At 35.1% G+C, this 15,368-nt stretch carries 18 protein-coding genes; 15 read left to right on the forward strand and 3 right to left on the reverse strand.

Features of this window, described 5'->3' with window-relative positions:
• Positions 1-9 precede the first annotated feature (9 nt).
• From FC70_RS01870 to FC70_RS01935, 15 genes are all read left to right on the forward strand, one after another.
• Positions 10-426 carry a F0F1 ATP synthase subunit epsilon gene (locus tag FC70_RS01870; RefSeq protein ID WP_057889342.1) on the forward strand — a complete coding sequence of 139 codons (417 nt, stop codon included), beginning with the start codon at positions 10-12 and terminating at the stop codon, positions 424-426.
• Between the two features lie 145 nt (positions 427-571).
• Positions 572-802: a DUF1146 family protein gene (locus tag FC70_RS01875; RefSeq protein ID WP_057889343.1), complete on the forward strand. Its 231-nt coding sequence runs from the start codon at positions 572-574 to the stop codon at positions 800-802.
• Between the two features lie 19 nt (positions 803-821).
• A complete protein-coding gene (gene murA / locus FC70_RS01880) occupies positions 822-2,132 on the forward strand; it encodes a UDP-N-acetylglucosamine 1-carboxyvinyltransferase (protein ID WP_057889344.1) in 1,311 nt (436 codons plus the stop codon).
• A gap of 54 nt (positions 2,133-2,186) precedes the next feature.
• Positions 2,187-3,164: a rod shape-determining protein gene (gene mreB, locus FC70_RS01885; RefSeq protein ID WP_057889345.1), complete on the forward strand. Its 978-nt coding sequence runs from the start codon at positions 2,187-2,189 to the stop codon at positions 3,162-3,164.
• Positions 3,165-3,170: 6 nt separating this feature from the next.
• Positions 3,171-3,416 (forward strand): membrane protein insertion efficiency factor YidD, encoded by a 246-nt coding sequence (yidD, locus tag FC70_RS09080; RefSeq protein WP_420835977.1) that lies wholly within the window; start codon positions 3,171-3,173, stop codon positions 3,414-3,416.
• 8 nt (positions 3,417-3,424) lie between these two features.
• Positions 3,425-3,646: a DUF2969 domain-containing protein gene (locus FC70_RS01890; RefSeq protein ID WP_057889346.1), complete on the forward strand. Its 222-nt coding sequence runs from the start codon at positions 3,425-3,427 to the stop codon at positions 3,644-3,646.
• A gap of 26 nt (positions 3,647-3,672) precedes the next feature.
• Positions 3,673-4,872 (forward strand): FtsW/RodA/SpoVE family cell cycle protein, encoded by a 1,200-nt coding sequence (locus tag FC70_RS01895; protein ID WP_057889347.1) that lies wholly within the window; start codon positions 3,673-3,675, stop codon positions 4,870-4,872.
• A 26-nt stretch (positions 4,873-4,898) separates the two neighbouring features.
• On the forward strand, positions 4,899-5,204 hold the full coding sequence (locus FC70_RS01900; protein WP_057889348.1) for a glycine cleavage system H family protein: 306 nt from the start codon (positions 4,899-4,901) through the stop codon (positions 5,202-5,204).
• A 381-nt stretch (positions 5,205-5,585) separates the two neighbouring features.
• Complete coding sequence (locus tag FC70_RS01905; protein ID WP_057889349.1) at positions 5,586-6,626, forward strand: methionine ABC transporter ATP-binding protein; 1,041 nt, start codon at positions 5,586-5,588, stop codon at positions 6,624-6,626.
• Between the two features lie 49 nt (positions 6,627-6,675).
• Positions 6,676-7,305, forward strand: coding sequence for a methionine ABC transporter permease (locus FC70_RS01910; protein ID WP_172457071.1), 630 nt, complete (start codon positions 6,676-6,678; stop codon positions 7,303-7,305).
• 20 nt (positions 7,306-7,325) lie between these two features.
• Positions 7,326-8,147, forward strand: coding sequence for a MetQ/NlpA family ABC transporter substrate-binding protein (locus tag FC70_RS01915; protein WP_057889351.1), 822 nt, complete (start codon positions 7,326-7,328; stop codon positions 8,145-8,147).
• Positions 8,148-8,315: 168 nt separating this feature from the next.
• Positions 8,316-9,287, forward strand: a complete 972-nt coding sequence (locus FC70_RS01920; RefSeq protein WP_057889352.1) for a DUF2785 domain-containing protein — start codon at positions 8,316-8,318, stop codon at positions 9,285-9,287.
• Positions 9,288-9,388: 101 nt separating this feature from the next.
• Positions 9,389-10,528 (forward strand): D-alanine--D-alanine ligase family protein, encoded by a 1,140-nt coding sequence (locus FC70_RS01925; RefSeq protein ID WP_057889353.1) that lies wholly within the window; start codon positions 9,389-9,391, stop codon positions 10,526-10,528.
• A gap of 74 nt (positions 10,529-10,602) precedes the next feature.
• Positions 10,603-12,036 carry a glycerophosphodiester phosphodiesterase gene (locus FC70_RS01930; protein WP_057889354.1) on the forward strand — a complete coding sequence of 478 codons (1,434 nt, stop codon included), beginning with the start codon at positions 10,603-10,605 and terminating at the stop codon, positions 12,034-12,036.
• A 17-nt stretch (positions 12,037-12,053) separates the two neighbouring features.
• Positions 12,054-12,902, forward strand: coding sequence for a helix-turn-helix transcriptional regulator (locus FC70_RS01935; RefSeq protein WP_057889355.1), 849 nt, complete (start codon positions 12,054-12,056; stop codon positions 12,900-12,902).
• A 45-nt stretch (positions 12,903-12,947) separates the two neighbouring features.
• Here the strand turns inward: FC70_RS01935 and FC70_RS01940 are convergent, their stop codons facing one another.
• The 3 genes from FC70_RS01940 to FC70_RS01950 all read right to left on the reverse strand — a co-directional run bounded on the left by FC70_RS01940 (position 12,948) and on the right by FC70_RS01950 (position 15,330).
• Positions 12,948-13,427, reverse strand: a complete 480-nt coding sequence (locus FC70_RS01940) for a universal stress protein (protein WP_057889356.1) — start codon at positions 13,425-13,427, stop codon at positions 12,948-12,950.
• A gap of 71 nt (positions 13,428-13,498) precedes the next feature.
• On the reverse strand, positions 13,499-13,783 hold the full coding sequence (locus tag FC70_RS01945) for a hypothetical protein (RefSeq protein ID WP_057889357.1): 285 nt from the start codon (positions 13,781-13,783) through the stop codon (positions 13,499-13,501).
• Positions 13,784-14,076: 293 nt separating this feature from the next.
• Entirely contained in the window at positions 14,077-15,330 is a 1,254-nt protein-coding gene (locus FC70_RS01950; RefSeq protein WP_057889438.1) for a replication-associated recombination protein A, read from the reverse strand.
• Positions 15,331-15,368: the final 38 nt, after the last annotated feature.

Raw genomic sequence — 15,368 nt, forward strand, 5'->3', positions numbered from 1 at the left:
GGAAATAAAATGGCTGATCATAATTTAAAAGTCACCATTGTTACTCCTGATGGAAGTGTGTATGATCGCGATGATGCAACAATGTTGATTTTAAAAACTGGTGGCGGAGAAATGGGTGTTTTAGCTAACCATTTACCTTTCGTAGCTACTTTAAAAATTGATGCTGTCCGTATTCAAAGTGATGATAAGGAAGACCAAGTTGCTGTTTGCGGTGGATTTGTTGAATTTTCAAATAATTTAGCAACCATCGTAGCTGACAGTGCTGAGACTTCTGTTGAGATTGATATTGAACGTGCACAAAGTGCTAAAACTCGTGCTGAAGAGCATATCCAACATGCGAACGAAGTGCATGATCAGGATGAACTTAAACGGGCAGAGGTAGCTTTGAAACGTGCCATAAACCGATTAAAAGTTTCTGGTAAATAATCAACTTTTAAAAATAAGATTGAACTCATTTAATTGGGCTCAATCTTATTTTTTTATATAAAATTACAATTTAAGCTTTGTTTAAGAACGGGCAGATGTTTATAGTTTATGGTATTATTGAAGACGATAATTGAAGGAGTATGTCATGAAATTAATTGGAATTGAAGCCTTAATTAGTTTAGTTGTACAATTTAGTTTTATTTGGCTTGCTTTTAAATCAATTCAAGGTTTACATATTGAACGATTGTTTCGTGAAACCCCGAAAACTTTGCCCTTGTTAAACGTCCTGTTATCAGTGACGATTGGATATACAAGTGCAAGCTTTTTTATGGCTTTTTTTGATACAATTCGTAATCTTATTTATATTGTGAAGTAAGTTCGTCGGAGGAATTCTCATGGAAAAAATTATTGTTAAAGGTGGCAACAAACTCGAAGGCGAAGTAACTATTGAGGGTGCTAAAAATGCGGTGTTGCCAATTCAAGCAGCATCTATTTTAGCGTCACAAGGGGTTGTTACATTGAGTAATGTGCCTATCTTGTCCGATGTATTTACTATGAATAGTGTTTTAGAATTTTTAAATGTAAAATTAAATTTTGATCAAGATAATAAAGTTTTGAAGTTAGATGCATCTGGTGATATTTCTTATCAAGCACCATTTGAATATGTTTCTAAAATGCGTGCATCAATCGTTGTAATGGGTCCATTATTGGCTCGTTGTGGTCATGCGAAGGTTGCGCTTCCTGGTGGATGTGCAATTGGTTCTCGTCCAATTGATTTACATTTAAAAGGATTACAGGCATTAGGTGCTAAAATCGAACAACATGATGGCTATATTGAAGCTTTTGCTGATCAATTAATTGGAAGCCAAATCTATTTAGATTTCCCAAGTGTGGGTGCAACTCAAAATATTATGATGGCGGCAACTTTGGCTCAGGGAATTACTGTAATTGAAAACGCAGCTCGTGAACCCGAAATCGTTGATTTAGCTAATATTTTAAATAAAATGGGTGCAAGAGTTCATGGTGCTGGAACTGAGGAACTCAGAATTGAAGGCGTTACATTTTTACATGGTTGCGAACATGCGGTAGTTCAAGATCGGATCGAAGCAGGGACATTTATGGTCGCTGCAGGAGTCACTGATGGTGATATTTTGATTAAGGATGCCATTGCGGAACATAATTTACCTTTGATTTCTAAATTAAGAGAAATGGGTGTCACCGTTGTTGATCAAGACAATGGTATTCGCGTGATTGGAACATCGGTATTATTACCAGCTAACGTGACAACAATGCCACATCCCGGCTATCCAACTGATTTACAACCACAAATTTCAGTGTTGCAGTTGTTAGCAAATGGGGTTTCAACCTTACACGAAACGGTTTTTGAAAATCGCTTTATGCATTTGGATGAATTACGTCGGATGAATGCTAGTGTGACGATTAAGGGGTCTACAGCTGTATTAAACGGTCCTGCTAAGTTAAATGGTGCCGAAGTCGAGGCGACTGATTTAAGAGCAGCAGCGGCACTTGTGTTAGCTGGATTAGCAGCAGAAGGCTATACACAAGTTACTAATTTAAAATATTTGGATCGTGGTTATTACTGCTTCCACGAAAAGCTTAGAGATTTAGGTGCAGATATCAAACGAGTGCAAGATCTTGATAATGTGACCATCAATGTTAATTCCGCTTTAAAACCTGAAAAATAAGTATTTAACTATGATATAATATCGACTGATAATTGAAGGGAGTAACAAGTAAATATGGCAAAAGATATCGGGATTGATTTAGGAACTGCCAACGTATTAATTTATGTTCAAGGTAAAGGAATTGTATTGAATGAACCATCAGTTGTTGCAATTGATACTAAGACTAATAAGGTACTAGCAGTTGGTTCGGAAGCTTATCGAATGGTTGGACGAACTCCAAGTAATATTCGAGCAATTCGACCACTTAAAGATGGGGTTATTTCTGATTTTGATGTGGCACAAGAAATGCTTTCATACTTTATTAATAAGTTGGATGTGAAAGGTTTCATGTCTAAACCTAATATTATGATTTGTGCACCAACTAACATTACTGAAATTGAACGTAAAGCAATTATGCAAGCTGCAGAACAATCTGGAGGCGGTAAAGTATTCTTGGAATATGAGCCAAAAGTGGCAGCAATTGGCGCTGGGTTGGATATTTTCCGGCCAACTGGTAGTATGGTGATCGATATGGGTGGTGGAACAAGTGACGTTGCAGTTCTATCATTAGGTGACATTGTTTCTAGTCGTTCATTAAAAATTGCTGGTGACAAGATGAATAGTGATATTGTCAGCCATATTAAAAATAATCATGGCTTGATTATTGGAGAGCATGCAGCAGAAAATATTAAGATGAAACTTGGTACGGCAATTAAAGCGGATAACCCTGAAAAGATGGAAGTTCGCGGGCGTGATTCAGTTAGTGGAATGCCGCGTTCAATTGAAATCGATGAAAATGAAGTTGAAGCTGCATTACATGATACATTAATGCAAATTGTTAATGGTGCAATTGAAGTGCTTGAAACGGTACCACCGGAGTTAGCTTCGGATATTATTGATCGAGGTGTAATGCTAACTGGTGGGACATCACTCTTGAAAAATATTGATCAATTGTTTAGTAGCTTCTTAAAGGTTCCGGTGTTAATTTCTGAGAGCCCATTAGATAACGTTGCTAAGGGTGCTGGCGCATTGCTAGAAAGAATGCAAAAATAGGCTAATATGATAACAAAACTCATTATACGAATCGTTAAGTGGTATCAATCAGGAATATCAGCATTTCGACCTGCTACATGTAGGTACACACCGACATGCTCAAATTATATGATTGAAGCCGTTGAAAATTTTGGAATGAGAGGCTTTATAATGGGGGTGGCACGAATATTAAGGTGTCACCCATTTGTGCAAGGTGGATTTGATCCCGTTCCGGATCATTTTAGTTTGCGCCGAAATAAAAATTTTAAGTAGGTGACATTTTGTCAAAAAAAGATAAAAATATAGAAGTTGAAATTGCAGAAGCCGTTAAAGATGGTAAACAAGTTCAACAAGTATTAATTGGAAAAAATATTGTTGGTGAAGTTAAAAATAGTGATGGTAAGTTCACAGCCATATTAACAGATGGTGAAGAATTTAATGTTCATTCATTTGATGAAGGTATTGAAGTTTTATTGCAACAGTATCACTTACATCAAGGGTAATACCTATTCATTGAAGGAGTTGTCTAATGCAACGAAAAGTAGAAAAATCAGAAGGAAATTCACGGATTGACTATGGAATTATTTTTTGTGTTTTACTATTAGCATTAATTGGATTAGCATCGATTTATGTGGCCGCTAATTACGATAAAACTTCGACTAGTGTCATGCATTATGTTGTTATGCAGCTTGCATGGTACGTGATTGGTTCGATTGCAATTGTGATAATTATGCAGTTTGATTCTGAACAATTATGGAAAGTTGCCCCAGTTATTTTTGGATTAAGTATGTTTTTAATGTATGCCATCTTAATCTTTTATAGTCGATCGTATTACGCTAGTACGGGTGCTAAGAGTTGGTTTGCGATTGGTTCGATAACCTTCCAACCGTCAGAGGTGATGAAACCCGCATATATTTTAATGATGGGTCGCGTCATCACAATTCATAATAATACTCATCCAACGCATACGATTGAGTCAGATTTCAAATTAATTGGTAAAATGATTTTGTGGGTGTTGCCAATTATAATTTCGCTTAAATTTCAAAATGATTTTGGTACGACCTTGGTTTTCGTGGCTATTTTTGCAGGAATGTTATTAGTATCCGGAATTTCATGGAAAATTATTATTCCAAGTGTAATTAGTGTTGTAGCTGTTGGAGTTACTGCGTTATCACTAGTTGCGACTACATATGGTCGGACTATTCTTGAACATGTTGGATTCCAAGCTTATCAATTCTCGCGAGTTGATACTTGGCTGCATCCTTCGCAAGATACATCTAACAATGGATATCAACTATGGCAAAGTATTAAAGCGGTTGGTTCCGGAGGGATTATGGGAACCGGATTTAATACATCCAAAGTCTATGTACCGGTGCGTGAATCAGATATGATTTTTTCAGTAATTGGTGAAAACTTTGGTTTCATTGGTGGGGCCCTATTAATTTTGCTGTACTTGTTGTTAATTTACCAAATGATTAGAGTAACTTTTGATACTAAAAATGAATTTTATGCTTACATTGCAACTGGTGTGGTAATGATGATTCTATTCCATGTCTTTGAAAATATTGGAATGAGCATTGGACTATTACCTTTGACCGGGATTCCATTGCCCTTTATTAGTGCTGGTGGGTCGTCGTTAATTGGAAACTTAATTGGTGTGGGAATGATAATGTCGATGCGCTACCATGATCATTCATACATGTTTAGTAATAAAGATCAATTTAGATAGTTATTATTTGAAAGGAAGTTAATATCTTGAGCGAAGCAAACAAATATTTTTGGCTTAAAAAGCAAGCAGACGGAACTAGTCGAATAGGGATTAGCGATTCAGGGGTTGAGGAATTAGGATCAATTAGTTTTATTGATTATCCAGAAGTTAATGCTAAATTAAAAATTGATGGCGAATTTATTTCAGTTGAGGCTGAAAAAGCCGTTACTGATTTGGTAAGTCCAGTTAATGGTACGGTGGCAAAAATTAATCCAAACTTAGAAAATGACTTAAGTGATTTAAATTCAACTAAGGCAGAACAACGTTGGATTGTGGAAATTAATGAAGCTTAATTTATTTATGTCTTGACAGTTTGAATGGAAGTTAAGTATAATTACGACATTGTTAATTATTAAAAATTGATTTGAAGAGATGAGTAAGTTTTTAATTCATATTTAAGAGAGCCCTTGTAGCTGAAACGGGGATATGAATGTTAACTGAAGATGGTCTCTAAATATTGATTTACAGATAAGTCATCGGTAGATAATGAATTTGTGATGGTAGTGCCCATTAGCGCACATGAGTAGTAATACTCACTGAGTCAATAGTTGTGAGACTATTGAAAAGTTAGGTGGCATCGCGCAAAGCAAATATAGCTTTTCGTCCTATTAAATGATTATATTTAATAGTGATGAAAGGCTTTTTTTATTAATTTTAAGGGAGACGATGTTTAGATGATTGAATTTAAAGATGTTTCAAAAACATTTGATGCCAAGACTGGCACCGTTAGTGCAGTTAAAGATGTTAATTTAGTTATTCCAGACGGGAAAATTTATGGGATTGTTGGTTATTCTGGAGCTGGTAAAAGTACGATAATTCGAATGCTAAATGGTCTTGAAGCACCAACAACTGGTTCAGTAACGGTTAATGGCTCAGAAATAAGCGCATTAAAAGGTAAGGCACTAAGAGATCAACGGTTAAAAATAGGAATGATTTTTCAGCACTTTAATCTCCTTTGGTCTAGAACTGTATTAGAAAATATTGAATTTCCACTTGAAATTGCGAAACTTTCAAAAGCTGAACGCAAAGCAAAAGCACTTAAATTAGTTGAATTGGTTGGTCTTAAGGGACGTGAAAATGCCTATCCATCTGAACTATCAGGTGGACAGAAACAACGAGTGGGAATTGCTCGTGCATTATCAAATGACCCAGAAATTTTGTTATCTGATGAAGCGACTAGTGCACTAGATCCACAAACAACAGATGAAGTATTAGATTTATTGTTAGATATTAATAAAAAACTGAATTTATCAGTGATTGTTATTACTCATGAAATGCACGTTATTCGTAAAATTTGTGATCATGTGGCGGTATTAGATGCTGGTGAAATTGTTGAACAAGGGCCAGTGTTAGATGTTTTCAAAAATCCAAAACAAGCGATTACGAAGCGATTTGTTAATCAGGAAACTGATACTGGTAGTGCCGATGATACTAATATTGCGGTGGAAGAAATGTTAAAGAAATATCCGCAAGGTAAAATCGTTAAATTGACTTTTCATGGTGAGCAAGCATCGTCACCAATTGTGTCTGAAACGCTTCGACAATTTGATGACATTGATTTGAACATCATTGAAGGTAATATTCATCAAACTCAGGAAGGATCAATCGGATCACTGTATATCCATTTACTGAGTGATAATCAGCAAAGTATCGATGGTACGCTGGCATATTTTCAAACACTGCGAGTTGAGACGGAGGTGATTGAACGTGGTTGATACAGGGATTGGTTCATATTTTAAATTTAGTAATGTTGATTGGTCCTCAATGGGAACAGCAACTTGGGAAACCTTTTGGATGACCGCAGTTTCAATCATTGTAGTTGCAGTATTAGGATTCTTATTAGGATTGTTATTATTTGAAACAACTGATAGTGATTCACTTTTGATCAAAGCGTTAAATTGGATTGTTTCAGCGATTGTTAATATTTTCCGTTCAATTCCGTTTATTATCTTGATTGTCTTACTATTACCAGCAACTCAAGTGATTATGGGAACAATTATTGGGGCACAAGCAGCCTTACCATCACTTATTATTTCAGCAGCCCCATTTTATGCACGATTAGTTGAAATTGCTTTTCATGAAATTGATCGTGGAGTATTAGAGGCGGCCGAGGCAATGGGTGCAACTAAAGCACAAATTATTTTCAAAGTTTTACTACCTGAAAGTTTACCAGCCTTAGTTTCCGGAATTACAGTTACGGCTATTTCATTAATTGGATACACGGCAATGGCTGGGGCAATTGGTGCTGGTGGTTTAGGGAATACGGCTTATCTGGACGGGTTCCAAGCTAATAATAATGCTGTAACCCTCACAGCGACAGTGATTATTGTGTTGATTGTGTTCGTGTTCCAATTTATAGGTGATTTTGCGGTTAAGCGGATTGATAAACGATAAAAATTTGGAGGAATTAGCTCATGAAAAAATTAATTGCGGGTCTTGTAAGTGTAGCTGCGGTTTCATTGTTATTGGTTGGCTGTGGTAATTCAAGTAAGGAAACTACACTAACTGTTGGGGCTTCAAATGAACCTCATGCACAAATTTTAAAACATATTCAACCACAACTTAAAAAAGAAGGAATTAACTTAAAAATTAAAGTATTCCAAGATTATGTTTTACCTAATAAAAGTTTGGCTAGTAAGAGTTTAGATGCTAACTATTTCCAGCACACACCATTTTTGAATAACTGGAATAAGAAAAATAATGGTACTTTAGTTAGTGCTGGTAAAGTACATCTTGAACCAATTGGGATTTATTCACAAAAATATAAAAGTTTAAAAGATCTTCCAGATGGTGCAACCATCTTAGTAAGCAATAACGTTGCTGATTATGGACGAGTGCTTACGATTCTTAAAGATGCAGGCCTAATTACTATTAAGTCGGGGACTGATATTACAACGGCTACTTTTAGTGATATTGCTACAAATAGTAAAAACTTGAAGTTTAAAACTGATCTTGAGCCTAAGTTGATGCCTAAATTCTATCAACAAAAAGAAGGCGATGCAGTCGTTATTAATTCTAATTATGCTGAACAAGCAGGAATTAACCCAACTAAAAAAGCCATCGCACTTGAAAGTAATTCATCACCATATGCTAATATTGTTGCGGTCCGTAAAGGTGATACTAAGCGCCCAGCAATCAAGAAATTGATGAAAGCTCTTCAATCAAAGAGTACACAACAATGGATTAAGTCAGAATATAAAGGTGCCGTGGTACCAGTGTATCCTAATGGAAAATAGTTTATGATATAGCTATATTTTGTTAAGTATATAAAGCCTATTGATATGGACATATCTGTTCATATCAATAGGCTTTTTTTATTTTATTCAATATGGAATAAGTGACATTGGATGTAATTGTTATGATAGTATTAACATTATAAATGTTAACGATGGAGGAACAGATTGATGACTCAAATTGAGACAGTTAAAAAACAACTGGTTGAATTAAGAAAAAAATTAAACGATGGTAAGATTTATCAATCTTTGGGTTCTGAAATTGGTAATGTTATTGATAACGTAAAGAAAATTAAATTAGCTAAAGTTTATTTATCAACCGATGATGACCAGTATCTTGAAACTTTAAATGATTTAAGAACTCAAAATAATGAACAACAATTAACGGAAATTTCAGACGAGGAATTAATACTGATGCTGACTCACTTAGGATCAATGAATCCTAATGTTCGAGATCAAGGTGTTTACTTCTTCTTTAGCGAATTACTTGAACTACAAGTTATTTCAAAGCAACAATTAGTATTATCATTTAATTATTTGTCACAAGACGATGTGATGTTTTCGCATATTTTAGAGCCAAAAAATAATGCTATTTTTAAGCGATCATTCAGTTTGTTATTATTATCAACGGTTTTGTATGGTGACCAAGCAGGTTATTTCTTTTTAGATTCAGAAAAATTGGATGAATTTATCATTCAATTTGCGACATACATCATCTTAGAAACTGATACGCGTGGATTCATTAAATCAAATGGGTGGGCACATGCTTATACACATATTGGTAATGTGATTGATGAATTGTGTAAACGTGATGATTTATCGCGGGCGGATAAGCTCTTTTTGATGACGGTGTTGTTGGAACGATATAAACGATTGGAAACACCAATTATTTTTGGCGAATCTCAGCGTATTGTGGCCTTTTTATCATCATTGGCTAATAAGAATGAATTATACAGTAGTTACTTATTGTTACAATTAAAGTCGTGGAGAAGTTACCTAATGACTAAATTACAACCGCAGACAGAAGCTGATTGGAACATAATTTTTAATCATAGTCGGTTAATGCAAGCCATGTTAGTCAGAGATGATTTTCCAGATGAAATTATGAAGTATATTTCCACTGGTGAAAATTTGTTATCATAAATTATTAAATATTTCTTAGAGTTCAAGCTAAGCTACGACAAACTATAGCTTTCATGCTATACTTAAGATTCTATAAAACGACAGAATAGGTGTGGAAAATTATGAAGAATAATAATAAGTTGCACATAGCTTTGCTATTTGGTGGTAACTCGTCTGAACACGATGTTTCAAAACGTTCAGCACACAATATATATGATGCAATGGATAAAGATAAATATGACGTAAGTTTATTTATGTTTACCAAAGATGGCATTTTGTTAGGGCATGAAGCATCAAAAAAAATCTTTGATGGCGTTCCGGAAGACGACATTATTGCAGACGAATATCCTAAGATTGATATGTCTGATCCGTTAGCTCCAATTAAGGCATTTCAAGAAGTTAAAGATATTGATTTATTTTATCCAGTTATTCATGGTAATTTGGGTGAAGACGGAACAATTCAAGGATTGTTTAAGCTACTTCGGAAACCATATATTGGCTCAGGTGTAATGGCATCAGCAATTTCATTTGATAAGGATATGACGAAGCGAGTACTGAATCAGGCAGGGGTTCGTAATACTAAATATCTACTTGTAACTCCTGAAAATCGCAAGCAGATGACATGGAATTATATTAGCGAAAGACTGGGCAAATCTGTTTTCATCAAGCCTGCTAATCAAGGATCATCAGTTGGAATCCACAAGGCGGATGACGAGAATTCTTATAATGAAGGTCTTGAAGATGCTTTAAGATATGACTTTAAAGTGTTGATTGAAGAAACAATTAATCAACCACAAGAAATTGAAATTTCAATTCTTGGTAATGAAACACCACGAGCATCAAAACTTGGTGCGGTTAGAGTTCCTGCAACCGATACCTTCTATGATTATCAAAATAAGTTTGTGGATGCTAGTGGAATTGTATTTGAATTACCAGTTGTTTTATCTGATGAGTTAACTAAAGAAATAACTGATATGGCCATCAACGCCTATGTCGCACTTGGACTTAAGGGGCTAACTCGAATGGACTTTTTAGTTGATAAGAATGATGTTCCATATCTTGGTGAACCAAATACTTTACCAGGATTTACCAATATCAGTCTTTATCCACAAATGTGGGAAGTATCAGGAATTAGTTATTCAGCATTAATTGATGAAATTATTCAATATGGATTAGCTGAATTTGAACGTAATAACCAAATTCATTATGATTTCCAAGAACTCGGTGATGAACATGTTGGTCAAAAGAAATATAATAACTAAGATAGCTGATTGAAACAATGAAACACTTGCAATACAATGGTATTGTAGGTGTTTTTTTGTTTGGAGGAAATTTAGTGAAGTGGTGTGAACTTACCGGGATTATTTGGCTCGGACTATTAATTAATAGCATATTAGTTAGTTTAGATTTATTTTGGGGATGGATAATAATCGCTATTATCTTTGAGTTGTTAATTATTACTCGATATATGCATAAGCAAATTCCTCTGATTTTAAGTAACCAGTTTGGAAGATATTTTATTGCGGGTTTTGTTTTAATGTTGCCATTGGGCGGATTAGGCACAGCCGGTTATTTATTTGCTAATTTACCATTTCCAGAACAAATTGTTAGGTTGGTTAATCTGCATCGAGTTGCCGTGGGAATCCCGGCAATTATTTTATATTTATTTTTATGGTTTATCTGGTTAAAAGTGACAAAAAATCATAACAGTTTTCGTCTAAAAAGGAAGCTAACGCTCAAATTGATAGTAGTAATTTTGGGATGTATTAGTTTATTAATGCTGTTATTGTTAACTAATTTCCGGATTAGCTTTATTGATGATCAGATTTTAGGAAGTGTGATTTTATTAATCGGAATGCTATTGGCTGCTTCGATTCTGAGTACACTGTTATATTTACATTTTGGGATGTATTATTCCAAGTTATCATCACAACCTAATTTAGGTGGATGGGGATTAATAATTGCGGCATTCGCTACGGTTAGTTTTGGGTTAGTTGGCTTGAATCCGCAAACTCAGCAAGAACCAATTGTTATTGCCCATCGCGGAGTAGATAGTAATAATGGAGTTCAAAATTCACTCCAAAGTTTAATTAAAACAGGTCAAGAAAATAAGTATATTGAAATGGATATCCAAATGAGTCATGACAACCAATTTGTATTGATGCATGATCCTAATTTAAAAAAACTAGCTGGAAAAAATCAAACAGTTGAAACTGATGAGTTTGCCGATTTAAAAAAGATTAAACTTCACGAAAATGGTTATGTAGCATCCGTAACTACACTAGATCAGTATTTAAATAAAGCAAATGAATTAAACAACCAGTTAATCATTGAATTGAAACCGCAAGCAATTGCTCCACAAATTGTTGCTAATAAATTTAATCAACAGTATGGCTTGAAAACAATTAAATCAGGTGCAATTGTTCATTCAGTTGATAGTGAAATTGTTAGTGCGGTCAAGAAAATAAATCCTAATATTAAAGTCGGTTTGATTAGGCCATTTGTACTGAGTGAATTACCAACAAAAGGAATTTCGTTTTACTCATTAGACTACAGAACAATTAATCAAACGATTGTTACGAAAGCTCATGACCAAGATAAAAAAGTATATGTATGGACGGTTAACAGTCCAACTGTTGCTAGAAGAATGGTCTCATTAGGTGTGGATGGAATTATTACCGATCAAAGTAGTTTAATTAAACGAGTACTTAAAGAAAAAACTAATTTAGTCGTAGAGCAAGCAAAAAACATTATTTGGCAATTAATATAATTTAAAGGATAAACAATATGGAACTTCGTGGAGATCAACTAAAGAAATATCGAATACAAAAAAGAATGTCGCAAGCAGATCTAGCAAGTGGTGTTTGTACTCAAGCAACAGTAAGCTTAATGGAAAATAGAAATAAGTTACCAGGGATGCCAATTTTATTTGCAGTTTGTGAACGATTAGGTATTCAGGTTGAAGATTTAGTTGCTGAAGATAGTCATAATTTAGGGGATATTTTTGAAAAAGTAAATCAATTGTTGATGAAGCATGAATATGATTTAGCGGCACAAGCATTAAATGAAATCAGGATTAAGCAAATTAGAAATGCGTTTGATAAACAACGTTACTATTATTTTATTGGGGTGACACAATTTTACGTTAACCAAGACTTAAATGAAGCTATGTTCAATTTTCAGTTATCAAATCAAGAGTTTTCTGAAAATAGTGGTAATGTCTATCAAGCGTTAACAACGTTGGAGATGGGGATGGTCTATTTAGCTCAAAATAACCATAAATTAGCTGGGCAAATGGCTAAACGGGTCAGTTTATTGATTGATGGCAATCAATTAACTGGAACGGTATCGCAGTTAATTCAGGTAAATGTTAATTTATCTAAATTAGCTTATGAATCAAACCAAATTTCAATTAGTCTAGAATCGGCTGAAGTGGCATTGAAAATATGTAAATTACATGGCTTGCTATTTTTATTAGATGAAGTTTATCTGTGTTTAGCAAAGAGTAATCAGGCACTAGGCAAAATTAAAGAAGCAAAGAAACAAACTATGATTGCTTTAGCGGTTAACGAAGTAATTGATAACAACTATTTAACTGAACAAATTAAAGTAATAAGTCATAAGTTAGGAAAATAAAAAGTTGTCCATGTATGAAAACATGGACAACTTTTTTAATTATTCTTATTTTTTCTTTTTAGTAATTGGTTGGTTGTCTAAGTCGGTTCTAACAACAAGCACATCACAGACTGCGTTACGAGTAACGAATTCAGTAACTGAACCAATCAATAGTCGTTCAACTGCATTAAGACCAGTGGCACCAATCATAATTAAATCGGCTTTCATTTCGCCAGGAATGTCTTTTGCAATAATGGTTTTTGGGGCACCATATTCAATTGTATAACTAACATTTTCAAGACCTGCAGCTTTAGCATCTTCGATATATTTATCTAAAGTTTTCTTAGCTGTGTCAGTAACTTGTTCAACCATTGAAGTATCAAAACTTGAAATGTTTTGGAAGGCGCGAGTATCGACAACGTGTACCAGGCGTAATTCTGTACCTTCACCATTTCTCATTGCGACTGCGACAGCCTTTTGGAAAGCTAATTCTGCTTCTTTAGATCCGTCGACTGGGACTAAAATACGTTCGTATTGTTGTAACATATGCCATTCCCCCTTAGTTATCTATAAGACCATTGTAATTGAATAGGGGTAAAAAGGCAAAGAAAACGATATCATTTTCTGTATAAAAATCGAGTCATTGTTAATAACATGAATGTTCCGGAGAAACTACCAGTGGTTAAGACTGCAATTGTCCAGATATCGTTATTAATAAATGCTATGATAATGCAGGCAAGTGCAACAAGTAAAAATTCACTTCCCCAAAACGTCAGCATCATTTTGAGTCCGGGTTGATTAATAGGATCAAAAACTAAAAATGGCTTATTTCGATGAGCTAACAGGTAGCTACCTAGAAACAGTAAAATTAATGCGAAAACAATTGTCAGTATGGCAATCAATGTAAAACCTCCAAAATAAAAAGTCCGATAATTTCTCGGACTAAGTTTAATTTCTAATAAAGGGAACTCTAATGGTGCCGTTAACTGTTCGTCAGTGATGACCCTGTAGTAAAGACAGGTGGGACATGGCAATTAAATATCTAACTACCAAATGATAAGGCTTGTTATCCAAGTAATTCAGCTCTAGTCCCAATGTAGTGAGACTGTAAGGCAAAACTGTAAATGAACAACGCGTACACCTGAGAATTCCTTAACTCATTCTAACATGGTGATTAAATCAGCGCAAACAATTGCTATGATTTACGTTGAGCATCTAATAGTTGTTGGTAACGAAAACCGAGGGCTTCTTCGAATTTACCGTTATTTTTTGGCTCGTAGTAAATCGCACGTTTAATTTTATCAGGCAAGTATTGTTGCTTAACCCAGTCATTTGGAAAGTTATGAGGATATTTATAATCAACACCATGGCCCAATTTTTCAGCTCCTTGATAGTGTGCATCCTTCAAATGAGCGGGAACATCGCCGAAGTTACCTTGTTTGATTTGAGCAATTGCTTTATCAATTGCGGTGATACCAGAATCAGATTTTGGTGAGATACATAGTTCGATTACCGCATCAGCTAATGGAATTCTAGCTTCAGGAAAACCGAGCTTTTCAGCGGCTGTGATTGCTTCAATTGTTCTAGCAGCCGCAGGTAAATTAGCCATACCGATATCTTCATAGGCAATGACCATTAATCGTCTGGTAATAATTGGTAAATCACCAGATTCAATTAGTCTAGCAAGATAATGAAGTGCTGCGTTGACATCACTACCGCGAATTGACTTTTGTAATGCCGAAATGACATCATAATGAGCATCACCATTTTTGTCAGCAGACAGGGCTTTGTGTTGAACACTTTCTTCAATGATGGGTAATGTAAGTGTAATCAAACCATCTTTATCAGCAGGGGTTGATTTAGCAGCTAGTTCCAGTCCATTTAATGAACTTCGAAGATCACCATTAGTGGCTCGAACTAGTTGTAATAAGGCATTATCTTCAAGCTTAATCTTCATTTTTCCCAGTCCATTTTCGTCGTCAGCTAACGCACGTTTGACGGCTTGTTCCATTTCGCTTTCTGAAAGTGGAAAGACTTGAAAAATTTGGGTTCGACTACGAATTGCGGGGCTAATAGAAATATATGGATTCTCAGTTGTTGCCCCAATTAAAATAATTTTACCGCTTTCTAAATGTGGAAGTAGAAAGTCTTGTTTAACTTTATCTAATCGATGAATTTCATCAAGTAATAGGATTACGGTACCACTCATTTTTGCTTCTTCAGCCACGATTTGGAGATCCTTTTTGGAATCAGTGGCGGCATTTAACATGCGAAAGGCATATTTAGTAGAACCAGCAATCGCACTAGCTATACTGGTTTTTCCAGTGCCAGGTGGTCCGTATAAAATCATGGACGACAACATTTTAGCGGTAACCATACGATTAATTATTTTGCCATCACCGACCAAGTGTTGCTGACCGACAATTTCACTTATTTGGGTGGGACGCATACGATATGCTAAGGGCTGCACGAGTTATTACCTCTTTT

This window comes from Paucilactobacillus oligofermentans DSM 15707 = LMG 22743 (genome assembly GCF_001434315.1).
Lineage (GTDB): Bacteria > Bacillota > Bacilli > Lactobacillales > Lactobacillaceae > Paucilactobacillus > Paucilactobacillus oligofermentans.